Source organism: Flavobacterium sp. (assembly GCF_027484205.1).
In the GTDB taxonomy this organism is placed as follows: Bacteria; Bacteroidota; Bacteroidia; order Flavobacteriales; family Flavobacteriaceae; genus Flavobacterium.
Map to the genome: position 1 here is coordinate 326,372 of NZ_JAIXUB010000013.1, position 22,076 is coordinate 348,447.

Consider the following 22,076-nt stretch of genomic DNA (forward strand, 5'->3'; position numbering starts at 1 on the left):
TATATCATTATATCATTCAGCTGCACAAAAATTGCTCCTAGTCCAAGTATTCCTTGCATCAATTATTTGTTTGCTTCATTTCGCTAATTTTGTAAAAACAATATACTAATTTAAATTAATAAAAATGAGTAAAATTTTAGGTCTTGATTTTGGTTCAAACTCAATTGGTTGGGCAATTATTGATAGTGAAGCAAAAAGCTTATTAAACTTTGGAATGAGAGTTTTGAAAATTTCTCCTAAACAGAGAGTGATAAAAAAGAGGATAAATCAAAAGACATTTATTTCATTAAATATAATATTCATTATCTCATTAATTTTAGTTGTTTTAAATTTTGAAAATTGGCAGTTTTGGTTAAATATTACACTAACCTCTGTTATCACTAAAATAACATTATCAAATCAATAAATTTAACAATGGAATTTAGAAATCCTCACTATATAGTTCCACCAGGTTCTGCTAAACAAATTCTATCTCATCCATTTTTAAAAAGAGGAGTTACTGAGTTAGCTATTTTTCAAGAACACAGATATGCTTTTTTTTATTGGTTAAAATGGACTAGAGAAAATACAGATTGTAAACCACCTTGTTTAGTAAGCTTAGATTGGCATCAAGATTTGTGTTATCCGTGTGAAACAGAAAAGAGATGGTTATCAGAACTTGATCAATCAAATGATGGCGAAGTAGCTTTATTTAGTTGGGCAAAATTAGCAGGGAATAATGACGGTCACATTTTATCTGCTGCATATCTGAATATTATTGGAGATATTTATGTTCACTGCCGACAAGGTACTTTTGAAAGTAATTGGGAAGATGAAGAACTTATTGATATAAAGGGTAACAAACATAAGATTAAGAAGTTTAAAACACATAAAGAATTAGAAGATTGTTTGTTAGTCTCTGATGAAAACAAAGTATATTTTGATATAGATTTAGACTTTTTTACCTTAAATAATCCTTACAATGGAAAAGGTAAAAAATTCACATATATGAAAAAAGAAGAAATGCAAAATATACTTTCAATAGGTAATCCTTTAACAGAATGGATATTTGAAAGATTGTGTGGTTTCACAATAGCAACAGAACCAAAACATTGTGGAGGGCTTTTGAAATCTAATAAACTTTTAGATATCATAAATAAAATATATTTCAATCCAAGTATCTTTTCTGAAAATTGCGATTGGAAACACAAAAGAGAAGTGTAAAAGATAACATTTTTGGTTTTCAGTTGCCACTCCTTCCCAACGCTCCAAAAAGTTTTTGTATGCCAGAAATATATTACTCCGAAAGAAAAAAGTACAAGGCAACAAAAACTTTTCCCAAAGCTTAGTTACATAATGTGGCATTATAGTGCATAAAGAAGCACTATCTATTTCATGTAACATAGGGATGCACTATAATAACATTATGTAAAAAAGCCGCGCACCCAGCGCACAAGGCAGTGGCTCTAGGGCAACTTTTTTGATAGCAGTAAACTATCTCAAGCTATGTCATCCTGAGCGCAGTAGAAGGCTAACTAAATTAGGTCAGCTATCAAAAAAACCACCCTTCGCCACCGCCACAAACACAGCTATTATTTCAGTTGACTCCAAACTAACTTCAACTTCCATTATAAACCATAGCGCAACTATCTTAGCTACTTTGTACATACATAGGTAGTCCTTGCATTGCTTTTATGCACAGCTTACCTAGTTCAAACTAATCCTAACTGAACACTGACACAGAATATTGAACACTAAAAAAGCTGTCCATAAAACCAAATCCCCAGCAAGAGTATTTCTTTTTATTTGCCAGAAGCAATAATTTAAACTGCTTTCACGATGGCTAAATGCCAAACCGTTTCTCAACAATAAATACTCTGAAAACTGAGACTGCGACTGTCAACTAACAAACAGGCATCTATCCATCACAAAAGCAATCACCACATCCAAAAAAGCAAATAAAAAGTAATACCCTTGCCCCCGCTACTGCCACCTCGCACTAGGAAGTAAAATGCATTGCTTTTTGGCGATGCTTCAATATCTCGAAAGAAACCAAGCTGAATACTGACTACCGACCACTGAAGACTCAAAAAGCATCCCCAAAAACCAACTAAAGAAAGCGTGTAAAATAGTATGGTGGCACAAACCCTCAACTCCGATTGAAAAACTGTAAAGCCACTCAACTATTGTACACCCTTTCTCCGACGCCCAGCGTTCGATTGAAAAATACTTTCATTAAAATTTGGGAAATCAATTCAAAATAAAAAAATAAAAAAAAGAGAGCAAAGATGCGTTCCAGGTATTCAAATAAGCAAGTTCAAGCCCTTCGGGTTTTATAAAAAATCTCCACCCTCACACGTCATTGTGAATGAAGCTTAGCGCAATAAAGCAATCCCATCTTGCAAAGCAACTCGGATTAAGGAAAGTCGGGTAGTATTTTTTCTAAAAAACTTGCTTATTTGAAACCTACCACTTCTACATATGGCTTTCTTTTTTTTCTTTTTTTCTTTTGAAATGAATTATTCTTCGCTTCCAATTAAAAAAACAATTAGCGAAAAAATTTATGTGTGTGCTGAGCATAGCGAGGCACCGAGTTTTCATCAGAAGCTAAGCAGGAAAAGAAGATTTTATAATCTTTAAAAATCCTAAGCCATGACCAATTTTATCATCAAAACCCACAAAAAAGACACCCTCTACGCCAAACCTCACATTTTCATCCTCAACAAAGGAATGAACAGCGGTAAACCACTAAAAGAAGCCTGTGCCAATTGTTTTACACTCATTTTCGAAAACGCCGAAGATACCGAAAACTTCTATTTCATCGCATACAGTATGTGGCAAGCCAAATTCTGGCACATTCACCTTTGCGGTTCCGTAATCCCATTTTTGCGCTTGAACGATTTTAGAAAAGAATTCTTCTTAAAATCCCAGCAGTTAATGAATGATTTTGAAGAACACCAAAAAAACATTGCGGCACTTAAACTTTTAGAACAAAAGGAACTGCAATTTCATCAGAATATAGGCCTTATCAACGATTTACGCAGAGTGATACTGCATCGTTATTGCAATCGATAAGTTTAATCCTAAAATCAATAAAAATGACACTATTCATCCTATACCAAACCGACATCTGGAAAACCAAAAACTCCCGAATCTATTTCGGCGTATTCGATTCAAGAGAAAAAGCAAAAGATTGTGCAAAATATTATGGGTTATATGTGCCAAGTGCAAAAGTTGTTATTGAAAAAGTGGCTCTGAATCAATTCCACAGTAATTAGCAATTAAAAAGCCCGATCTCACGACCGGGCTTTCATTATTAACCTAAAAGTCACCACAACAAAAGGCTAAACTATTTTTTGTGCTTCTTAAAAAGACACTTCAGTAGCAGTGATACTAAAAAACTTACCGTTGCTCCAATAGAAGCCAATACAATGGTTTTAATCACATCAGACGAACCAATAGTCGCCATCAAACTGAGTAAAGTGCCTCCTGCTGTACCCATTAAGGTAGGTTGATTTACACTCATCCTGATTCCGATTGGGTATCATCGTCAGTTGTTGTTAACTGACACACCGCTGTAATTACACCACCAGCCACAGTCAAATAACCTGCAGTTGTTGTTACTATAACAGGTAACAAAATCGGTGCTGTTACAATCACACCTCCAACTGTGGCCAATACCAGTCCGATAGTTCGAAGCACTTTAAAAAACTTTGGAGTGGGTGCTTGTATTCTCTTAATCAATCTCATAACTATATGCTTTTAATTGATTCAAACAAGCAAAACAGTAGTCGTAGCTTTGCATCCTCCGCCAATATCGAAAACGATAGTTTCAGGGTGGAATTTGATTATAATAATGTCTCTTCCACCACCAATATCAGCATTCGAAGCAGCAAATCTTGAGATGTTACCTGTCAAAACAGTATTTCTACCTCCTATATCAACAGCAGCAAAAACCATTTTTCCCACATTCGTGCTTTTGCCTCCAATATCAGTTGTAGCAGTTGCCTCTGAAAATTGAAGTCCTCCACTAGAATTTTTACCACCTCCAATATCGGTTACAGTAGTAAATTCACCTTTAATGGTTTTACTACCGCCAATATCATCTGTGGAAGCTGATTCTTTCCGAATTTCTTGCGCACGAGAACCGCCAATATCGGCCACAGCTTTTTGCGAATTATCTCCACATCCAACAGTAATTGTGGTGATGAAAACTAGCATTACAAATACAATGCTTTTTAAAATTCTTGATTTGTGCGCCACCGCGCCATTTACATTTTTCATGATCTTTTACGATTTAATAATTAATAAAACTTTTTCTGCGCTATCCAAAGCACTGTATACCAAGTTTTTCAACTTGATAAATGCCTTTCTGGACATCAGACCTAAGCCTGGTCCAGAAAGTTTTGTCACTGGAGCAATACAACCTTGCAATTCCTTTTGAGCATTATTTGCAGGATGAAAAAGAATAAACTTTCTATTCGGCACATCCACCAATTCTAGATGCCATTTATACTTTGCACTGTATCGCTTTCTAATAAAATATTTCCCTTCCGGAATGCAGGAAACCTTCGTTCCGTTCATCTTCCAAGGCAATTCAATGGTGTTACAAATGAATTTGCCTTCGCATTCGAGTTTACCATTTGCTCCATCAGGGAAATAAGCTCTGGTGAGTAATAAAACCATTACACACCACTATCAACTTTCGCAATCGATAATGGGTTAAATGCGCCATTTTTCAACGGATACATAGTACCATTAATTTGTTGATAGAATTCAATTCCCAAAGCCAAAAACAAAGGTTTTGTACTAGCAGCCGTAACGGCATTTACATGGTTAATGACAGCTGTTGGAGTTGCATCCCAAGGCAAAATTGCTGTTTCAGAAGTAGCAACAACAAACGTTTCAGCTTCAAAATCTACCTCAGCTCCACCAGAGATAATTCTAAAGTGTGTAGTTCCACTAGGAGCAGCAATCATATTCGCAGGAATAAACGAAGCAATATCAACAGAGACTTCACCAGTAACACGATCAATTGTTGCCACAAATGGCGCGAACAAGCTTGTTCCAAGTTTTCCACGAATATTGAATTCAAAACCAAATAACAATTCAGCTTCTCCATCAATCACGTTACGCAAACCTCTTTCACTCACTAAATCGGCTTGAATAACCTTAATCATAGCTTGGGTTAAACGACTTACCATTCTACCATCTGCAGAATTGATAAGTAATGGTCTTAAAGCAGTGCGTAAAAGCTTCCCTGCTTTTCCAGCTCTACCAAACTCGGAGCCATTCTCACGAGTTCTTTGAAACGCTGGATCACTGGCAATTCTACTAGCGTCAATTCCGCCTTTTTCTCTGGCCAAGTGTCCATCCTGCGTTTTGTAAAAAGTAATATCCCCGATAGTACCTTTTAGTTTAATTATGCCTTTCTGTCTAGCCATAATCTTAACAATTTTTGTTTAATACTCATTTTCATAACTCACTTTCATTTCGTTAATCGTTGCAACAAAATCCCGAATGATTTAATCAAAGGTTCAATCATTAAACCCACATTTCAAACACTCTCATTTCTAAACCAAACAAAATCACACATAATCGACTATTTTAATATGTTCTATTAATCAGAAATTACCTAGCTTTGTGATAGATAATAAAGCTTACTCAAAGCCTAGTCAAAGGCATAGATAAAGCATTAAATTATAGAATAGTGATACCAAGCAGCACAAGGGTATGTATATATCCAAAAGATGTGCAACGCATAATGGGAAAAGAATATGCTCAAGCAAGATTATATTTATTGAAGGTAAAGAAGCACCTAAATAAAGAACCACATCAACTTATCTCTATTGAGGAATTTTGCGAGTATACAGGACTTAAAATAGAACACGTAGTGCGTTGCATAGTTGGATGAAAATTGAACAGCTAAAAGACTGCTAAACCACTAAAAATAAAGGAAACTAGTTCAAAAAATAGCATTGCTAATTTTGTCAATTAATGATAATTCATTACATTTGAATTGTCAAAAAGGTACAAATCGAATTAATCTATAAGGGGCACAATTCGGGGTACTTTAAAATAGTAAAATTGCAAGGTCAATAAAATAAAGACATACGAGAGCGGGTTGCAAACCCTCTTTCTCCGCCAGCTGGAAAGCAAATTGAATTAAAACCCTTAAAATCGTATGATTTTAAGGGTTTTTCTTTTTATCACATATCAAATTATTCATTCATTCGTGAACCTAAAGGGATAAAATCGGTTACCCTAAACAATCCAAATCTTGGGTAACCGATTTTTATTTCAGACTAGTATTCACAAGGCTTTACAGCCAGTTCAACAACCAGTTTAAAAACTGTACATCTTGTGGATTAGTCATATTGAAGTTAAATTTAATAACAACAAAAAAAGTCACCACAATGAAAACAAAAGTTTCAATTCTCTTTTATGCAAAGAAAGCGAAAGCAGCTGCAAATGGTTTAATTCCTATCTACACGAGAATTACAATTAACGGAAAGCGTATCGAATTGAGTACAAACCGATTTGTAGAAATATCCAAATGGTCCACAGAAGCAGGTAAAATTAAAGGTACTTCAGAAGAAGCGCGTTCAATAAATAACCATCTTGATTTACTGAAAAGTCAAATAAGAGATGCTGAAATGGAACTGATCTATAAAAAGATAACTGTAACTACAGAAACAATCAAGAGCAAACTATTAGGAGTTGATGAAAGAGCAAGAATGCTAGTTCCTATCTTCCAAGACCACAACAACAAAATAAAAGAATTGGTTGGAAAAGAATACGCTCCAGGAACATTAGAACGCTACACTACTTCACTAAAACATACTATCGAGTTTATGCAATGGAAATACAATGTTTCCGATATTGATATAACAAAGATTGATCATGCTTTTATTACCGATTATGAGTTTTGGTTACGAAGCGTTAGAAACTGTGCTAATAATACAGCTGTCAAATATCTTAAAAACTTCAATAAAATTATCAAGCTTTGTTTGGCCAATGACTGGCTAGAAAAAAATCCATTTGCAAACTACAAATCAAAAGTTAAGGAAGTTGAACGAGTTTATCTCACTGAAGCAGAAATCCAATCAATAATTGAAAAAGATTTTAAAACAGAAAGACTTTCATTAGTTCGCGATATCTTCCTTTTTAGCTGCTTTACAGGTTTGGCATACATAGATGTTAAAAACTTAACAAAATCGCATATAAGCTACGGAATTGATGGCGAGAAATGGATATTCACTCACAGACAAAAAACTGAAAGTGCTTCCAAAATTCCAATCCTTCCTGTTACTCAAATGATAATTGATAAATATGAAAATCATCCACAATGTAATAACGAGGATAAACTACTACCTATCCTATCCAACCAAAAAATGAATGCTTATTTAAAAGAAATTGCAGGAGTTTGTGAAATAGAAAAAGAATTAACTTTTCACATTGCTCGACATACTTTTGCAACGACTGTAACGCTTACAAATGGAGTTCCTATTGAATCAGTAAGTAAAATGTTAGGGCATAAAAATTTAAGAACTACTCAACACTACGCAAAAGTACTAGATAGAAAAGTGAGTGAGGATATGAAAATTATTATGAGTAAGTTTAGTGAGGTAAACTTAAAAAGAAATGTTCCTTAAAAAGAAAATCATTAAAAGAAAGCCACTAAATGCAGCTTTCTTTATTAAGAAAATACTTTCTATCTGATACCTTTTTCAACCTGAATACGAACCATTTTTGTAAACCATGACAGTGGTAATAACCATCTTAAAAACAATAATATTGGGCCTTGACCACCCACTGCATACCTTAAACGATAGGAACTATCATTTGCGGCTTTCCAAACTTTTTTAGCCACTACGTCTGCTGTTGGTGCTGTTTTATAAGTGTCTAACATATTATGATGTGCCTTGATTGCATAATGATCATAATCGTTAGTTGATACAAAATCAATAGCAGTTTCAAATTCCGTTTTAATTGCACCAGGCTCAATGTTTTTAACTTTGATATTAAATTGTCTTAGTTCAAATTGTAGACTCTCCATAAAACCTTCTATAGCCCATTTTGTAGCATGATACACGCTATATAAAGGAAAAGTTATGAGTCCACCCATTGATGTAGTGTTTATGATTATACCTTTCATATTAGCTCTAAAATGCGGTAAAATAGCTCTAGTCACATTCATTACTCCAAAAACATTTGTCTCAAATTGTTTATTAATTTGGTCTTGCCTCATAGCTTCAAAAGCACCTACAAGCCCGTAACCAGCGTTATTAAACAATACATCAATACCTCCAAAAACACTTATCGTATCTTTCACGGCTTGTTTAATAGTACTTTCGTTCATAACATCTAAAGCAAATACTCGAAGACTTGGATAATGCAACAAATCATCACCTTTTTCTTTGGTTCTCATTGTTGCGGCAACATTCCATCCTCTTTCTGCGAAGTAAATCGCTGTTAATCTTCCTATACCAGAAGAAGCACCAGTAATAAATATTGTTTTACTCATTTCTTTATTTTTTAAATTATTTTGTAAAAGTATATGTTATATTTGTAACCATAAAGTATGAAGTATAGTTCATGGTATTGAATTTAACACAAGATTAACATCAAATGAAATTAATAAATCAAATTTCTAAGGAAACAGGTATTCCTATAGCTACAATAAGATTCTATGAGAAATCAGGTCTATTTTCAGGAAAAAAAAGAACAGATATTAAGAGTAATAACTATACTTATTACGATGACGAAGTAGTTTATAAATTAGATCTGATTAGAGATGCCAAATCAGTCGGATTTACCTTATCTGAAATAAGAGAACTTATAGATGCATGGTATAGTAAGCAGATTACAAAAGAAAAAAAAATAACTATTTTAGATTCTAAGCTAAAACAAATCGAGGAAAGAATAAGTGAATTAAGAGCCGTTAAAAAACAAATTGCATTTCTTAAAGCAGAGGTTGAAATGAAGGATTGTTAACAACGAGTTTTTTCAATACTTCTAAATTAATTGTTTTGTAACACGTCAAACATTAGAAAAAATAAGTGTTGTCAATCTTCAAAGCAAACCTATACCGGTCATCACAGATAATGAAATTAAATCAGAGCATAAATTTGGAACTATAGCAATTCAAAGAGCAAAACTGTTAAATATTTTAGCTTAATATGTTTTTCCTGAAAATAACTATATGAACAAATAAATACAGATAGAGATAAAAAGAAATATTTGTTAAAAATCATCAAAAGAAAGGGCTCTTCACTTGATTAAAATCTTAAGGACGAACAAATACTCATTCTTAAATTTGATAATTAGATTGTGGATGCTCTTCGTTATCCGGAAAGTTCAAATTTTACTTACTAAATTAATATATTATAGTCTTTTCCTTTTTGGTTCTTATAATGTAATTTTACTACACTAAAAATTTCTAAATTTAATTTAATTAATTGCCATACTTAAATAATTTAATAGGTGAGTTTTCTAATTTTCATTTTTCATTGCTTGATTAAACCTATATTTAATACCCCACTCGCCCATTGATTGAAGAATTGGACTCAAAGTCATACCAAATTCTGTTAAGGTATATTCAACTTTTGGCGGAATTTCAGCATAAATCTTTCTAGCGATTATACCATCATCTTCGAGCTCTCGTAATTGTGAAGTAAGCATAGATTGTGTTATTCCAACAACTGACCTTTTTAACTCACCAAATCTTGCTGGAGTAGTCTGATAAATAGCATTTATCAAAATTGGTTTCCATTTACCACCTATAACGTGCATAGTTGCAGTCACCGGACAAGAATTTTCATCAAAAATAATTTTTTTTTTCATTTTTAAAATATTGATTATCAGTATTTGTATGTTTTTTAATACTATGTTTTATATATAAAACTACTTTTATAATAAAATATTAGTATGTAATATTGCGGTACAAATATAAAATAAAAAATTATGAAAACGCAACAAAAAATTCTAATAACAGGTGCTAGTAGCGGATTTGGTTTTTTAACTGCTAAAGCAATAGCAGAAAAAGGACATATAGTTTTTGCAACTATGCGGGATACAGAAGGTAGGAACAGAGCTAAAAAAGAAGACATAATTAATTGGGCTAAGGAAAGACTTTTGGATATACGTGTTGTTGACCTTGATGTTACCTCTGATTTAAGTGTTGAAAGTGCAAAAAAAGAAATTCTATTACAAACAGATGGAGCCATTGATGTCATTATAAATAACGCTGGTATTTATGGAGGTGGAATTCAGGAAACTTTTACAATTGAAGACTATAAAATGTTTTTCGATGTAAATGTTTTTGGTGGTGTAAGGGTAAACAATGCATTCTTACCAGTACTTCGTGCTCAAGGAGACGGATTAATAATTCAAATATCAAGTACTCTTGGTAGAACTATCATTCCGTTTGGTGGTGTTTATGGTGCTACCAAATGGGCTGTTGAAGCACTCTCTGAGAATTTGGCTTATGAATTAAAACCTTTAGGTATAGAGGTAGCAATTGTTCAGCCTGGTCCTTTTCCGACTGAAATTTTTCAAAAAAGTTTTACACCTGGCAACATATCATTAAGTGAAAACTATGGAAAGTCAACTGAAATCATGATTGCTCTTTTTGATGGTATTAAATTAATGATGTCAGATGAAAATGTTCCTAATAAACCGCAAGATGTAGCCGATGCTATTTTAAACCTTATCAACCTTCCTCAAGGCAAACGTCCACTTCGAACTGTTGTTGATAAAATGATGAGTGGCACTGCCGAAATAATTAACGACACATCCAACAAAGTGCAAGATGGTATACTTCAAAACTTTGGACTTAACGAATTAAATATTTACAATTAACAATTAAAACAATGAAAACAATGAAAAATCTAAAAGTATTAGTATTTACGTTAGCTATCATTACCATGGCAACGATTAGTAGTTACGCACAATCAAAAGACGATGGTAAAACAGAGAAATTTATGTTAGTATTCAGAGGTGGTGACACTCATCCTCAAAATGCCAATTCAAAAGAAGCTAAAGAATACATTCAATCATGGATAACTTGGATGCAAGATCTTGGTCAAAAAGGGATTCTTGCAGGGGGTGAAAATCTTGAGCGCACTGGTAAACAGGTAAGCGGAAAAAGTAAAGTCGTGACAGATGGTCCTTTCATTCAAGACAAAGAAATGATTAATGGCTATCTTATCATTAATGCAAAAGACATTAACGAGGCTGTAGAGATAGCAAAAGGGTGCCCTATTTTTAAAGAGAACGGAAAAGTAGAAGTTCGTCAAGTTCATAAATTGGATAACTAACATCAATCTAGATATCCTTATACCCACAACTCTTTGGTATAGCTTAAAAAAAAATAAACAATTAAATCAAAAAAAATGGAAAAATTTATGTTTTTATTCAGAGGCGGTGACACTCATATTTCCACAGCTAATTCACAAGCCGCAATGGACATCATCCAAACGTGGAATGATTGGATGCAAGGACTTGCAGAAAAAGGAATTCTTGCTGGAGGCGATGCACTTCAAGTATCAGGCAAGCATGTGAAAGGTTCAAAAAAAGTAGTTTCGGATGGTCCTTATGCTGAAGGAAATGAAATGGTTGGCGGCTACTTAATCGTAAATGCAAAAGACATTAACGATGCCGTAGAAATTTCAAAAGGGTGTCCAATTTTTAAGGAAGACGGTAGCTTAGAAGTTCGTCCAATTCAGAAGCAAAATTAATTTCCACCGCTAAGTCCAAATACCCAAAACTCATTAGTAATGAGAATATTATTCAAAATAAATAAATAATTAAAATCGAAACAAAATGGAAAAATTGTATGAAGCCGAAGTAACAACGGTAGCAGGTCGTAATGGTCACACAAAATCATCAGACGGATTATTAGATTTAGATGTACGATTCCCAAAAGAAATGGGCGGAGCTGGTAATGCTACCAACCCAGAACAACTTTTCGCAGCAGCTTGGTCGGCTTGTTTTGGTACCAGTGTAACAGTTGCTGCAGGAATCGAAAAAGTTAAAATTGGAGAGGTTACGGTAACAGCTAAAATTGGTGTTTTACATGATAATGGAAATTTTGATCTTGGAGCCCATCTTCTAATTAAAATAAATGATATAGACTACAATACTGCAAAAAAACTGGTAGAAGCCACAAAATCGATTTGTTCTTATTCAAAAGCAACAAAAGGAAATATCAACGCTATATATGAAGTTGTACCAAATTAGTTAAAGAAAAATGATCACAATGAAACAGATAATAGTAAATGAATTTGGAGGTCCTGAAAAATTGATCTCACAAGATGTGCCAATGCCCTCTGTTGGCGAAGGTCAAATTTTAATTAAAGTAGAAGCATCAGGGGTGAATTTTTCTGATGCCATGCAAAGACGAAATCAATATGTATTCCCTGTCTCTTTACCTTATTTACCTGGTTGGGAAGTGGCTGGAACGGTTACCGAAATTGGAAAAGGTGTCGAGAATATTTCAGTAGGAGATCGAGTACTTGCTATGCTTCCTAATGGTGGCGGATATGCGCAATATGCTGTTACAGCCTCATATTTGGCCGCAGTTATTCCGCCTACTATATCTTCTCAGGAATCTGTGGCACTGCAGGTTCAAGGTCTTACAGCATATCTAATGTTGAAAGACGGAGCGAAACTACAACCAGGGCAAACTATTCTAATACACGCAGCAGCTGGTGGTGTGGGTACATTACAAGTTCAAATCGCAAAGCAAATGGGTGCAGGTAAAATAATAGCAACCGCAAGTAATGCTGAAAAACTTGCTATTGCCAAATCATTAGGTGCCGATGAATTAATAAATTATACAGAATCTGACTGGGTTCAAAAAGTAAAGGATGCTACAGGAGGAAAAGGTGTTGATATAATAGTAGATTCTGTGGGAGGCGAAACATTACGAAATAGCCTTAATTGTCTTGCTCCCTTTGGTAGACTGATAAGTTTTGGTAATCCCACCGGTGAATCTACATCGATAGAAGCCTTTAACCTTGTAAACAACAACCTAAGTTTACTTGGTTTTGGCTTAGCGAGTTATTTTGAAAAGCCAGATTTAATGCAAGAAGCTTATCAATACTTGTTTTCACAAACTGCATCAGGAAAACTGAAAGTCCACATAGGGCAAACCTTTCCTTTGGCAGAAGCTTCCGAGGCACACAGACAAATGGAAAACAGGAAAACAACAGGTAAAACGGTGCTAATTTCTTAAAACAAAAAAATTAAAAACAAAAATAAATTTAAATTTTATAAACATGGTAAATTCTCTAAATTGGTTTGAAATCCCAGCAACAGATTTCGCAAGAGCAACAACTTTTTATGCAAAAGTTTTAGATGCTCAAATTCAAGTCGACCCTAATTCTAACATGCAATATGCCTATTTACCGTCTGATACACAAAAAGGTGCATTTGGCGGAGCAATTGCTAGCGGTGAAAACTTTGTTCCAGCAATGACTGGTACAACCGTTTACTTAGATGGCGGAAATGACCTTTCAGTTCCATTAAGCAGAGTAGAAAGTGCTGGCGGAAAAGTTATTCTACCGAAAACTGCTATTGGTGGCAACGGCTTTATTGCCCTTTTCATCGATTCAGAAGGAAACAAAGTTGGATTCCATTCAATGGGATAATAAAGATTTCTCCTGAATACTTTTAAAATAGCTGATAGAAGTGTCTCCGCTGATATTTCTATCAGCTTTAGAAGTAGTACAGAACTTTTCACTGGCAGAAGCAACAGAAGCCGCAGCTGCATTGAAAATAGAAAACAACTGGAAAAAAAAGTATTAATCCCTTAAAATTAAACAAATGGAAATTACACTCACAGGTGCCGCGGGTCATTTCACCAAAACATTTACGTATGCTACCCAATTCTGCTTACTCACACTTGTTCTACTGTGTACAGCAAAAACAAGTGCTCAAACTTATGAATGGGAAAAAGATGAAAAAGGAAGTATCCTTTTTGGATTGGCTCAACCTTTATCGGGAGGTTTTAACATCGAGGGAAACTATATTTACAAACGATTCATTTTTGATTATTCCCATGGAGTTTCCCTCGACTATAAAGAACGTAACGTAACAAACTCATTAGAAAATCAGGGAGTTGCAGTCCATATTCCTTATACAACCGGTTTTGGAGTTGGTTACAGGTTTAAAGAATGGATTAACATCAGAGTAGAACCTAAATGGCACAGATTTGAATTTTATTACAATGGAGAAACACAGAATGAAAGTAACAGAATTACCGCTTTCAATACATTTACTTTAGGAATAGGTGTTTACTTCGCTTATGAACCATTTAAGAAACAAAACAATTATCTAAGAGGATTTCTAATTGCGCCAAGTATTAGATTCTGGCCAACAATTAGTTCTACATTGAATAATGACCGATTTGTCTATTTTAACAAGTTAACACAACGTGACGAAAAAATTGAAACTTTTGGTCCAGGAATCGGATTTAGTCCTTTAATTGTAAACATAAGTTTGGGCTATACTTTCAATTTAAAAAAATATAAAGCTAACTAACCATTGGAAAATAACAGACAACATTTCTTGGTAAGGTCTGTTTAAGAAAAACCAATCAACATACATTCGACAAAAAACTAACTAATCCCATAAAAACAAATGAAAATTACATTGACAGGTGCCTCAGGTAACATAACAAAACCTTTGGCGGAAAAATTACTAAAAGCAGGACATCAAGTTTTTGTAATTGGCAGAAATGAAGAAAATTTGAAATCTTTATCCGATATCGGTGCAATTGCCTTAATTGGTAATATTGAAGATGAAAAATTTGTTATTGAAGCTTTTAAAGATGCTGAAGTTGTTTACACGATGTTACCTGCACCATATCATCGCGCAGATTGGGTTACTTATGGTGAATTAATTGGCGAGAATTACAGAAAGGCAATTGCAAGTAATTCTATAAAAAAAGTAGTAAACCTAAGTACATACGGAGCACATAAATTGGAGGGTATTGGTGCTATAAACTCTATCGGTCAACTCGAAAAATCATTAAACAAACTGAATGATACTGAAGTCATACACCTAAGGGCGGGTTACTTTTACAGCAATTTGGTTCGACAAATCGATACTTTAAAAGCCACAGGAATTTTAGGTGCAAACTATGGTTCAGCCGATGGTAAAATGATTTTTGTACACACTCAAGATATTGCAGACGTTACCTTTGAAGCGATCACTAATTCTTCATTCCCATCAAAAGATCCTTACTACGTTGTTAGTGATATTAGAAGTTGGAATGAGGTAGCTGAATTAATTGGTCAGGCAATTGGTAAAGAATTAAACTGGACTGTATTTACCGATGATCAATTTGAAGCTGGTGGTAAACAAGCAGGTTTTCCTGATTTTATGATTGCAATTTTAATTGAAATTGGTCAAGGTATTGCATCTAGCAAGTTTACAGAGCACTATTTTTCACTTAACAAGAAGCCCAGTTTAGGCAAGACCAAATTAGAGGATTTTGCAAAAGAATTTGCATTGGTTTATAATTCTTAAAGTAACAAAATCATAAACTTTACCTTGATTATATATCAGGGTAAGGTTTTTAAACAAACACATTATGTCACAAAATTTTCTAATAACAACCTCCTTACGCAATTGGGAGGAACAAAACAAACGATTACTTAATTTAGTTGATTATCTTTCTGATGAGCAACTAAAAAGTGAAATTGCACCAACAAAAAACACAGGAATATACCTATTAGGTCATTTAGCTGCCATTAATTATGGCATGATTGTACTGTTTGGTTTGGCTGAAAACCCACAACCTCAATTAGACACTATTTTTCTTTTTAATGCAGATAAAGCTATAACTCATAATTACAAGGTCTCTAACCTAAGAGAAGTCCTTACTCAGAGTATAAAAGATTTAGGCGAAAAATTAAAATTGTTAACTGATTTAGATTGGTTAGATAGACATAATAATATTTCAGTAGAAGAATTTAAAACGCAACCACATCGTAATAAAATTAATGTGCTTGTTAACCGAACCTTACACTTATCCTATCATTTAGGACAATTATCATTATTAAAAAAATGAGAACAAAAAAGATACTATTTTACATTATTCTAAGCCTAACAACTATTGTATTTACAATTTCTGGATTGGGTAAACTAATTGGCTTGGAAGAAGCCATTAAACAAAATCAAACATTACATTTAGATATAATAATAAAGCATTGTCAATAAATATTGCTGCTTTATCCTATCGTAATGAAACTGTAGCTACGACCTCTATATTAACAAGAATTTGGGCTTATATGCTAACATTAGAATAATTTGGTTTATAGTCTTAAAATCAAAGAAAGAAACATGAAATTTCAAAATCTATTTTTTAATCTTCAAAAAAATTACAAGTAAAGTATGGTTTTGAAATATATAATTTTAAAAAAAGAAAACACTCCACTAATCTTCCCAAGGAAACCATTTTCGCATTATGAAATTGCACAAAATAAAGGTGAGGTATTGTCTGCAGGATTTTGTATTTTTTCTATAAAAGAAAATGAAATTACTGTCACTTGTTTTGGGAGCTCATCAACTTTGGATATAGACTCCAATCCCTCAGAAGATAAAATAATTATAGAAGCTTTTATTAAGTATTAATTTTGAGTAATAAACTAAATGTATTGTTGAAAAGTTTAAATGAGCAATTAAACTTTATCGATCTGGAAATTGACAACCCAATCTTAAAATGTGAAAAAGCTATTGAAATAATTTTGGGTTCTATTTCAAATTTAAAGAAAGTTATCTCAAAAACTAATTTTAAAACAGATACAGAAGAAATAGTTTTTTTTAAAGAGTTTAAACCTCAATTTACTTCTAAATTAGTTTACTACAATATGGTCTATAAAATTGAAATGAAAAGACCAAATGGTGGGAATCGAATTTTAAAAAAGTATTACAATAATGAACTCCTTAAGCTGAAAGCTTTTTTTGATAATGAGTTAGAGTTTTATCAATATTACAGAACAGGAAACACATATTTGGATTATAAATATTTTCAGCGAGGTAAGTTTGATATAAAATTGGCGTTAGATAATTACTACTTTGAGACAGATACAACCTTTAGTACCTCTCACGATTTTAAAGTAGCTCAAATACTTGCCAACGATTTAATTCAATTATACTTAGAAAACCAATTAATTATGATTGATAATAAAGATAATGTAGAAAAGTCACAACGCAAACCGAATGTAAAATTAACTTGGACGAGCTCAAAAGTAGCCTTAACAGAGCTTTTATATGCGTTACATTCGGAAGGTGTTTTCAATAACGGCGCAGCTGATCTAAAAGAAATTGCTGAATATTTAGAATACGTTTTTGAAATTGATTTAGGGCAATACCGTCGTACTTTCCTAGAAATCAGAGTGCGCAAAACCGAAAGAAGTAGGTTTTTAACTTCATTAAACGAAGCACTTCTCAAACGAATGGATAATTCAGATGATGTAATTTAAACAAAATCGTTCACAACATGAACCGCGTTGTGAATTAAAATCATTCAATCTTCACAATTTTGTACCATAACAATATAAAAAATCAGTTATGGCAATCGAAGTTATCACTCGCGAAGACTTAAACGAATTCAGAAGTCTTCTTTTGAACGATTTAAAAGAAATCATTCAGTCCAAACCGCAACAAACAAAACAGTGGCTTAAATCCAATGAAGTCAGAAAACTGTTAAACATTTCTCCAGGTACTTTGCAAAATCTCCGCATCAACGGAACACTAACCTACACCAAAGTTGGTGGCATTATGTATTATGACAATTCAGATATTGATAAGTTATTAAATGGAAATAAGGTAAATGCTTTACCCACTCTGTTCAAATAATTACAATCCAAATGAATTACATAAAACATCTTACTGGTTTCTTTGAGAAAGTAGCCATTGATAAAACGCTAAATCCAACACACGTAAGCCTATACATTGCCTTGTTTCAATTTTGGAACTGCAATCGTTTTAAAAATCCAATCAGCATCAATCGCGATGAGGTAATGCGAATTAGTAAAATCAGTTCCAAAGCAACCTATCATAAATGTCTGAAGAACTTGCATAGTTTGGGGTACATCAATTACGAACCATCCTACAATCCGTTTAAAGGAAGTCACGTCATATTATTCAATTTTTCAGAAGATTTAAAACCGTTGCCAAAATCCGAAAGAAAACCAAAAAATGAACCACTTATTGAACTTGTTTCTGAACAAGCTTTGAACAAGTCTTGTACTAGTAGTGAAACAGGTACTGAACAAGCAGTAGTACCTTCTATAAACTATATAAACAATACAAACATTTTAAACGATAAAAACGTTTCAAACTTGGAAAAGCACACAAAATATTTTGAAGAAATAAATAATTCAGTTTTAAAAAATGAAATTGAAGAAGAGAAAGAAAAAAAGTTGCGCGAAAAAAAGAAAGATGAATTTGTCACTTCGAGCGAAGTCGAGAAACCAACAATCGAAATAGTAAAAACCTATTTCCAAGAAAACAGCTTTCCAGAACAAGAAGCTCAAAAATTCTTCAACTACTTCAAAAGTGTCGGTTGGTTAGTCGGTGGCAAAACACCAATGATCGATTGGCAAGCAGCAGCACAAAATTGGATGATTAACGCACCAAAATTCATTTCAAATGCAGAAAAACCCAACAGAGCAAGACAACTCAAAACAACAATCGACAAAGATTATTCAGAGCCTTTATAGCTATGATGAGGTCATTACTTGGTTAGAAAATAAAGGAGTTGAACTATACGGCAATCATTTCAAAATAATAGAAACCGATTACCCAATCGTTTACAAACTAATTGCCTATTTCTTAAAAGACGAACCAACATGTTTTCAATATGGAATAAACCTCAACAAAGGAATATTATTAACTGGGCCAATTGGCTGCGGAAAAACCTCATTGATGAATTTAATGAAGTATCTAACAGCCACAGAACATAAGTTTTTCGTAAAACCGTGTCGAGACATCAGTTTTGAATTTATCCAGGACGGCTACCAAATCATTCACAAATACAGCATCGGTAAACTATACCAATCCGAACCAAGAACCTACTGCTTTGACGATTTAGGAACAGAAAACAATCTAAAATATTTCGGCAACGAATGCAATGTCATGGCAGAAATTCTATTAAGCAGATATGATCTATTCATTTCAAAAAAACTACAAACCCACATAACCACAAACCTATCCGCCACAGAAATAGAAAAACACTACGGCAACCGAGTCAGAAGCCGATTACGTCAAATGGTAAACCTAATAGCATACGATAAATCAACACCAGATAAGAGATAAAAATTGTCACACTGAGCGCAGTCGAAGTGCTTTGCGACTTTGTGCTGTCATCCTGAGCTTGTCGAAGGGCTTTGCGTTCTTTGCGGTTAAAAATAAATAAAATGAACACAATAACCAACTTCTGGAACTACTTCCAACAAAACAACTTCGTATTCCTACTCCTAAACGAAATCCCGAAAGACGAACTAAAAACTCACCTCGACAAACTACTCGAGATTTTACATCAATACAACAAAGACCTAGACCTCATCATCAAAAATAAAAAAAACGGTGCAGAGTTAATAATAACCGCAAACGGAAATCCCTATCTTTTCAAAGAAGTAGAACTACTAGCCCATCATGCACCAGTTATAGATCGTTGGAAAATAACTGCATTCCTCCAACCCGAAACCAAACTAACCAAATACGAAATCGGCACCGACAAACCTTTAGATTATTACGGCATCACATTACTAATAAGCGAAATGTACTTCATCCCATTAGAAAATCCAAACAAACCTACAGATTTAGGTATTAAAGTACTACTAAAAAACTACATCGTCCATAAAGACAACCCAAGACTTCGAGAAGCGGTTTATGTGCATATCGAACATTTAATTGGTGAAAAAGCATTTGCTAATGATATAGCATTTATTAAGATTGGACAATTAGAAGGAGATGATGAAAACCAAATTGAATTATACAATTTAAAATCCTATATAGACATTGAAATGGAAAATTAACTTTCGGCAATAAATCCAATTTACTGCCAAAACTTAATAAATATACCATTCGCAAGATACTGCACAATTGTGTCCCAATTATTTACCAAATTTGGGACAAAAAAATAAATTAACTTTCGGCAATAAAACTATTTTACTGCCAAAACTTAATCTTTAAAATAAAAGTAGTACCTTTCACAAAATTTAAAACGAAAGTGACAAAAACGATAGAAAATACAATTCCGAGTTACTTCAAATCTATAAACCAAATTTCTAGAGAAAAACTAGGTAGCTTAATCAAAGAAGACTTTCCGGAACTTTCGGAGGGCACAATTACCGTTTACCTATCTAAACTGAAAAAAGCCGGAATAATCAATAATCCGGAAAGAGGTATTTATTCCATTACAGACAAACAAATCTTCACTCCGGAAATAAATCAAAATTTAAAAAAGGTTTACAACAAAATCCACAAAGAATTTCCATTTATTGATGTGTGTGTATGGAATACTAAATGGTTAAACGACTTAATGCGACACCAACCATTTAAAAATTACACTATCATAGAAGTTGAAAAAGAAGCAGAGGAACAAATATTTAATGCAATTAGCGAATGGAATAAAAATGTATATTTCAATCCAAATGAAGAAATATTAGAACGCTATATAAGTTCAAATATGGAAGAAGTAACCATCATTAAAAATTTAGTAACCGAAGCTCCAACAAGTAAAAACAATAAAATAAAAATTCCAACACTCGAAAAAGTATTGGTAGACATAATTATCGACAAAGAACTTTTTGCTGCCCAACAAGGAGAACTCGATTTTATTTACCAATCCGCTTTCAAAAAATACGCAATAAATACCGCAAAAATGAAACGGTATGCCATCCGAAGAAACAAAGAAAGTGAATTAGAAAAAATAATAAATAAAATCTGGGCCAATGATTAACAGCGAAACCCATACTATCGATTGGATTCTTAACTTAAAAAACAAGTTAGGAAGACGCATCGATCCCAAATTAATTGAAAAAGTAATTTGGGCGTTAACGCTATTGGAACAATTAAAAATAAACGGATTAAACTTTACATTCAAAGGCGGAACGGCTTTATTATTGGCAACCGAAAAACCAAAACGATTTTCAATTGACATCGACATAATAACAGAACATTCCGAAAAAGAAATAATAGCCGTACTACAAAAAACAGTTGAGGAAAACATATTTTTGAGTTGGGAAGACGACAACAACCGTAAACACACACCAGATGCTCCAATAGGACATTTTAAAGCGTATTACAAAAGCGTTGTAGATGGAAATATAGAACCAATATTATTAGACCTACTCTATACAACAAATCCATATCCCGAAGTTCGCGAACTGCCAATAAAACACCCTTGGTTATCAACATCAAAAGAAGAAATCATAATTACAATGCCAACTTTTGACGCTATTTTGGGCGACAAATTAACAGCATTTGCACCACAAACAACCGGAATACTATACAGCAAAAACCGTCCAGTAGAAATCATAAAACAGCTATACGATATTGCATTCCTATTCGACAATATAACCAATTTAGAAATCGTCAGAAGCAGTTACAACAAAGTAGTTCAAGAAGAAATCGGTTTCCGAAAATTAGACCTAACAGCAAAAGAAGTATTGGAAGATACTTGGAATGCCTGTTATACCTTAGCAGAAAGAGATACAAAATCAGAAGATTTCAATCATTTACAACTAGGTATTCGAAATTTTACCAACTTCACAATTGACCGTTTTAGCATTGATGAAGCAATAACCGCAGCGGCTAAAGTCGCTTACCTAACCAAGCTAATACAATCCGAAAAGGCAATAAAACTCGAAAGATTTAAAAACCCATTAGAAATAAAAGATTGGCTAATCGAAGACCAGAAATACAACAAACTAAACAAATTAAAAAAGAATAATCCGGAAGCTTTTTACTATTGGTATAATGCATATAATTAATACAAAACACAAAAACACTTTGAATAGCTCCAGTTAAAGAAAAATTGAATTTAAAAAAACTAACGCTGTAAATAAAATTAAATA

Annotated in this window: 30 protein-coding genes; 24 read left to right on the top strand and 6 right to left on the bottom strand. The window is 33.4% G+C overall.

All coding sequences use genetic code 11. The features are described from left to right. The first annotated feature begins 124 nt into the window (after window positions 1–124). The 5 genes from Q0049_RS05640 (at window position 125) to Q0049_RS05660 (ending at window position 3,494) form a co-directional block, all read left to right on the top strand. Complete coding sequence (locus Q0049_RS05640) at window positions 125–406, top strand: hypothetical protein (protein WP_298117488.1); 282 nt, start codon at window positions 125–127, stop codon at window positions 404–406. Window positions 407–414: 8 nt separating this feature from the next. Continuing rightward, window positions 415–1,203 (top strand): hypothetical protein, encoded by a 789-nt coding sequence (locus Q0049_RS05645; RefSeq protein ID WP_298117490.1) that lies wholly within the window; start codon window positions 415–417, stop codon window positions 1,201–1,203. A 1,428-nt stretch (window positions 1,204–2,631) separates the two neighbouring features. Further along, the gene (locus Q0049_RS05650; protein ID WP_298117492.1) at window positions 2,632–3,054 is read left to right on the top strand and encodes a hypothetical protein; all 423 of its coding nucleotides are present in this window, start codon (window positions 2,632–2,634) and stop codon (window positions 3,052–3,054) included. Window positions 3,055–3,077: 23 nt separating this feature from the next. Beyond that, on the top strand, window positions 3,078–3,257 hold the full coding sequence (locus tag Q0049_RS05655) for a hypothetical protein (RefSeq protein ID WP_298117494.1): 180 nt from the start codon (window positions 3,078–3,080) through the stop codon (window positions 3,255–3,257). 78 nt (window positions 3,258–3,335) lie between these two features. Beyond that, window positions 3,336–3,494: a hypothetical protein gene (locus tag Q0049_RS05660; protein WP_298117609.1), complete on the top strand. Its 159-nt coding sequence runs from the start codon at window positions 3,336–3,338 to the stop codon at window positions 3,492–3,494. A 7-nt stretch (window positions 3,495–3,501) separates the two neighbouring features. On the opposite strand, the gene Q0049_RS05665 is transcribed toward Q0049_RS05660, so the two are convergent. Genes Q0049_RS05665 through Q0049_RS05680 form a run of 4 tightly spaced genes read right to left on the bottom strand, consistent with a single transcriptional unit; the run spans window position 3,502 to window position 5,423 of the window. Continuing rightward, the gene (locus Q0049_RS05665) at window positions 3,502–3,729 is read right to left on the bottom strand and encodes a hypothetical protein (protein WP_298117496.1); all 228 of its coding nucleotides are present in this window, start codon (window positions 3,727–3,729) and stop codon (window positions 3,502–3,504) included. Between the two features lie 21 nt (window positions 3,730–3,750). Continuing rightward, on the bottom strand, window positions 3,751–4,263 hold the full coding sequence (locus Q0049_RS05670; RefSeq protein ID WP_298117497.1) for a hypothetical protein: 513 nt from the start codon (window positions 4,261–4,263) through the stop codon (window positions 3,751–3,753). 6 nt (window positions 4,264–4,269) lie between these two features. Continuing rightward, window positions 4,270–4,665 (bottom strand): DUF5675 family protein, encoded by a 396-nt coding sequence (locus tag Q0049_RS05675; protein WP_298117499.1) that lies wholly within the window; start codon window positions 4,663–4,665, stop codon window positions 4,270–4,272. After that, window positions 4,665–5,423 carry a hypothetical protein gene (locus Q0049_RS05680; protein WP_298117501.1) on the bottom strand — a complete coding sequence of 253 codons (759 nt, stop codon included), beginning with the start codon at window positions 5,421–5,423 and terminating at the stop codon, window positions 4,665–4,667. Before Q0049_RS05680 ends, Q0049_RS05675 begins: the two co-directional genes overlap by 1 nt. Before the next feature lie 972 nt (window positions 5,424–6,395). On the opposite strand from Q0049_RS05680, the gene Q0049_RS05690 reads away from it, so the two are divergent. After that, a complete protein-coding gene (locus tag Q0049_RS05690; protein WP_298117505.1) occupies window positions 6,396–7,634 on the top strand; it encodes a site-specific integrase in 1,239 nt (412 codons plus the stop codon). A 59-nt stretch (window positions 7,635–7,693) separates the two neighbouring features. Here Q0049_RS05690 and Q0049_RS05695 read toward each other — a convergent pair whose 3' ends face one another. Then, window positions 7,694–8,506, bottom strand: a complete 813-nt coding sequence (locus Q0049_RS05695; protein ID WP_298117507.1) for an SDR family oxidoreductase — start codon at window positions 8,504–8,506, stop codon at window positions 7,694–7,696. 104 nt (window positions 8,507–8,610) lie between these two features. Here Q0049_RS05695 and Q0049_RS05700 point away from each other — a divergent pair, with 104 nt between their 5' ends. Beyond that, the gene (locus tag Q0049_RS05700; RefSeq protein ID WP_298117509.1) at window positions 8,611–8,976 is read left to right on the top strand and encodes a MerR family transcriptional regulator; all 366 of its coding nucleotides are present in this window, start codon (window positions 8,611–8,613) and stop codon (window positions 8,974–8,976) included. A gap of 498 nt (window positions 8,977–9,474) precedes the next feature. Here the strand turns inward: Q0049_RS05700 and Q0049_RS05705 are convergent, their stop codons facing one another. Next, window positions 9,475–9,825 (bottom strand): helix-turn-helix domain-containing protein, encoded by a 351-nt coding sequence (locus Q0049_RS05705; RefSeq protein ID WP_298117511.1) that lies wholly within the window; start codon window positions 9,823–9,825, stop codon window positions 9,475–9,477. Window positions 9,826–9,945: 120 nt separating this feature from the next. Here Q0049_RS05705 and Q0049_RS05710 point away from each other — a divergent pair, with 120 nt between their 5' ends. The 17 genes from Q0049_RS05710 to Q0049_RS05790 all read left to right on the top strand — a co-directional run bounded on the left by Q0049_RS05710 (window position 9,946) and on the right by Q0049_RS05790 (window position 21,992). After that, window positions 9,946–10,842, top strand: a complete 897-nt coding sequence (locus Q0049_RS05710) for an SDR family oxidoreductase (protein ID WP_298117513.1) — start codon at window positions 9,946–9,948, stop codon at window positions 10,840–10,842. 11 nt (window positions 10,843–10,853) lie between these two features. Further along, window positions 10,854–11,300 (top strand): YciI family protein, encoded by a 447-nt coding sequence (locus tag Q0049_RS05715; protein ID WP_298117514.1) that lies wholly within the window; start codon window positions 10,854–10,856, stop codon window positions 11,298–11,300. An 87-nt stretch (window positions 11,301–11,387) separates the two neighbouring features. Next, complete coding sequence (locus Q0049_RS05720) at window positions 11,388–11,720, top strand: YciI family protein (protein WP_298117516.1); 333 nt, start codon at window positions 11,388–11,390, stop codon at window positions 11,718–11,720. An 85-nt stretch (window positions 11,721–11,805) separates the two neighbouring features. Beyond that, window positions 11,806–12,222, top strand: a complete 417-nt coding sequence (locus Q0049_RS05725; RefSeq protein ID WP_298117518.1) for an Ohr family peroxiredoxin — start codon at window positions 11,806–11,808, stop codon at window positions 12,220–12,222. 19 nt (window positions 12,223–12,241) lie between these two features. Continuing rightward, window positions 12,242–13,219 (top strand): quinone oxidoreductase, encoded by a 978-nt coding sequence (locus Q0049_RS05730; RefSeq protein ID WP_298117520.1) that lies wholly within the window; start codon window positions 12,242–12,244, stop codon window positions 13,217–13,219. Between the two features lie 43 nt (window positions 13,220–13,262). Continuing rightward, window positions 13,263–13,634 (top strand): VOC family protein, encoded by a 372-nt coding sequence (locus Q0049_RS05735; RefSeq protein ID WP_298117521.1) that lies wholly within the window; start codon window positions 13,263–13,265, stop codon window positions 13,632–13,634. 175 nt (window positions 13,635–13,809) lie between these two features. Then, window positions 13,810–14,526, top strand: coding sequence for a hypothetical protein (locus tag Q0049_RS05740; protein ID WP_298117523.1), 717 nt, complete (start codon window positions 13,810–13,812; stop codon window positions 14,524–14,526). Window positions 14,527–14,625: 99 nt separating this feature from the next. Beyond that, complete coding sequence (locus Q0049_RS05745; RefSeq protein ID WP_298117525.1) at window positions 14,626–15,516, top strand: NmrA family NAD(P)-binding protein; 891 nt, start codon at window positions 14,626–14,628, stop codon at window positions 15,514–15,516. 64 nt (window positions 15,517–15,580) lie between these two features. Beyond that, window positions 15,581–16,060 carry a DinB family protein gene (locus Q0049_RS05750; RefSeq protein WP_298117527.1) on the top strand — a complete coding sequence of 160 codons (480 nt, stop codon included), beginning with the start codon at window positions 15,581–15,583 and terminating at the stop codon, window positions 16,058–16,060. Beyond that, window positions 16,057–16,209: a hypothetical protein gene (locus Q0049_RS05755; RefSeq protein WP_298117529.1), complete on the top strand. Its 153-nt coding sequence runs from the start codon at window positions 16,057–16,059 to the stop codon at window positions 16,207–16,209. The genes Q0049_RS05750 and Q0049_RS05755 overlap by 4 nt, the downstream gene beginning before the upstream one ends. Before the next feature lie 437 nt (window positions 16,210–16,646). Then, window positions 16,647–17,474, top strand: a complete 828-nt coding sequence (locus tag Q0049_RS05760; protein WP_298117530.1) for an RteC domain-containing protein — start codon at window positions 16,647–16,649, stop codon at window positions 17,472–17,474. Window positions 17,475–17,562: 88 nt separating this feature from the next. Beyond that, window positions 17,563–17,850: a helix-turn-helix domain-containing protein gene (locus Q0049_RS05765; protein WP_187657846.1), complete on the top strand. Its 288-nt coding sequence runs from the start codon at window positions 17,563–17,565 to the stop codon at window positions 17,848–17,850. 11 nt (window positions 17,851–17,861) lie between these two features. Next, on the top strand, window positions 17,862–18,716 hold the full coding sequence (locus Q0049_RS05770) for a transcriptional regulator (RefSeq protein WP_298117533.1): 855 nt from the start codon (window positions 17,862–17,864) through the stop codon (window positions 18,714–18,716). Beyond that, entirely contained in the window at window positions 18,646–19,311 is a 666-nt protein-coding gene (locus tag Q0049_RS05775) for an ATPase (protein ID WP_298117536.1), read from the top strand. Before Q0049_RS05770 ends, Q0049_RS05775 begins: the two co-directional genes overlap by 71 nt. A gap of 101 nt (window positions 19,312–19,412) precedes the next feature. Continuing rightward, window positions 19,413–20,033 (top strand): hypothetical protein, encoded by a 621-nt coding sequence (locus Q0049_RS05780; RefSeq protein WP_298117538.1) that lies wholly within the window; start codon window positions 19,413–19,415, stop codon window positions 20,031–20,033. 194 nt (window positions 20,034–20,227) lie between these two features. Further along, entirely contained in the window at window positions 20,228–20,959 is a 732-nt protein-coding gene (locus Q0049_RS05785; protein WP_298117540.1) for a DUF6577 family protein, read from the top strand. Then, window positions 20,952–21,992: a nucleotidyl transferase AbiEii/AbiGii toxin family protein gene (locus Q0049_RS05790; RefSeq protein ID WP_298117542.1), complete on the top strand. Its 1,041-nt coding sequence runs from the start codon at window positions 20,952–20,954 to the stop codon at window positions 21,990–21,992. Before Q0049_RS05785 ends, Q0049_RS05790 begins: the two co-directional genes overlap by 8 nt. Window positions 21,993–22,076: the final 84 nt, after the last annotated feature.

Bases quoted from the DNA above. Each gene is read 5' to 3' on its own strand.
- Q0049_RS05695 (WP_298117507.1), bottom strand. From the start codon at position 8,506: ATGAGTAAAACAATATTTATTACTGGTGCTTCTTCTGGTATAGGAAGA.
- Q0049_RS05680 (WP_298117501.1), bottom strand. From the start codon at position 5,423: ATGGCTAGACAGAAAGGCATAATTAAACTAAAAGGTACTATCGGGGAT.
- Q0049_RS05665 (WP_298117496.1), bottom strand. From the start codon at position 3,729: ATGAGATTGATTAAGAGAATACAAGCACCCACTCCAAAGTTTTTTAAA.
- Q0049_RS05775 (WP_298117536.1), top strand. From the start codon at position 18,646: ATGCAGAAAAACCCAACAGAGCAAGACAACTCAAAACAACAATCGACA.
- Q0049_RS05700 (WP_298117509.1), top strand. From the start codon at position 8,611: ATGAAATTAATAAATCAAATTTCTAAGGAAACAGGTATTCCTATAGCT.
- Q0049_RS05770 (WP_298117533.1), top strand. From the start codon at position 17,862: ATGAATTACATAAAACATCTTACTGGTTTCTTTGAGAAAGTAGCCATT.
- Q0049_RS05790 (WP_298117542.1), top strand. From the start codon at position 20,952: ATGATTAACAGCGAAACCCATACTATCGATTGGATTCTTAACTTAAAA.
- Q0049_RS05765 (WP_187657846.1), top strand. From the start codon at position 17,563: ATGGCAATCGAAGTTATCACTCGCGAAGACTTAAACGAATTCAGAAGT.
- Q0049_RS05730 (WP_298117520.1), top strand. From the start codon at position 12,242: ATGAAACAGATAATAGTAAATGAATTTGGAGGTCCTGAAAAATTGATC.
- Q0049_RS05705 (WP_298117511.1), bottom strand. From the start codon at position 9,825: ATGAAAAAAAAAATTATTTTTGATGAAAATTCTTGTCCGGTGACTGCA.
- Q0049_RS05750 (WP_298117527.1), top strand. From the start codon at position 15,581: ATGTCACAAAATTTTCTAATAACAACCTCCTTACGCAATTGGGAGGAA.
- Q0049_RS05670 (WP_298117497.1), bottom strand. From the start codon at position 4,263: ATGAAAAATGTAAATGGCGCGGTGGCGCACAAATCAAGAATTTTAAAA.
- Q0049_RS05655 (WP_298117494.1), top strand. From the start codon at position 3,078: ATGACACTATTCATCCTATACCAAACCGACATCTGGAAAACCAAAAAC.
- Q0049_RS05720 (WP_298117516.1), top strand. From the start codon at position 11,388: ATGTTTTTATTCAGAGGCGGTGACACTCATATTTCCACAGCTAATTCA.
- Q0049_RS05780 (WP_298117538.1), top strand. From the start codon at position 19,413: ATGAACACAATAACCAACTTCTGGAACTACTTCCAACAAAACAACTTC.
- Q0049_RS05715 (WP_298117514.1), top strand. From the start codon at position 10,854: ATGAAAACAATGAAAAATCTAAAAGTATTAGTATTTACGTTAGCTATC.
- Q0049_RS05740 (WP_298117523.1), top strand. From the start codon at position 13,810: ATGGAAATTACACTCACAGGTGCCGCGGGTCATTTCACCAAAACATTT.
- Q0049_RS05710 (WP_298117513.1), top strand. From the start codon at position 9,946: ATGAAAACGCAACAAAAAATTCTAATAACAGGTGCTAGTAGCGGATTT.
- Q0049_RS05640 (WP_298117488.1), top strand. From the start codon at position 125: ATGAGTAAAATTTTAGGTCTTGATTTTGGTTCAAACTCAATTGGTTGG.
- Q0049_RS05755 (WP_298117529.1), top strand. From the start codon at position 16,057: ATGAGAACAAAAAAGATACTATTTTACATTATTCTAAGCCTAACAACT.
- Q0049_RS05725 (WP_298117518.1), top strand. From the start codon at position 11,806: ATGGAAAAATTGTATGAAGCCGAAGTAACAACGGTAGCAGGTCGTAAT.
- Q0049_RS05675 (WP_298117499.1), bottom strand. From the start codon at position 4,665: ATGGTTTTATTACTCACCAGAGCTTATTTCCCTGATGGAGCAAATGGT.
- Q0049_RS05690 (WP_298117505.1), top strand. From the start codon at position 6,396: ATGAAAACAAAAGTTTCAATTCTCTTTTATGCAAAGAAAGCGAAAGCA.
- Q0049_RS05745 (WP_298117525.1), top strand. From the start codon at position 14,626: ATGAAAATTACATTGACAGGTGCCTCAGGTAACATAACAAAACCTTTG.
- Q0049_RS05650 (WP_298117492.1), top strand. From the start codon at position 2,632: ATGACCAATTTTATCATCAAAACCCACAAAAAAGACACCCTCTACGCC.
- Q0049_RS05645 (WP_298117490.1), top strand. From the start codon at position 415: ATGGAATTTAGAAATCCTCACTATATAGTTCCACCAGGTTCTGCTAAA.
- Q0049_RS05735 (WP_298117521.1), top strand. From the start codon at position 13,263: ATGGTAAATTCTCTAAATTGGTTTGAAATCCCAGCAACAGATTTCGCA.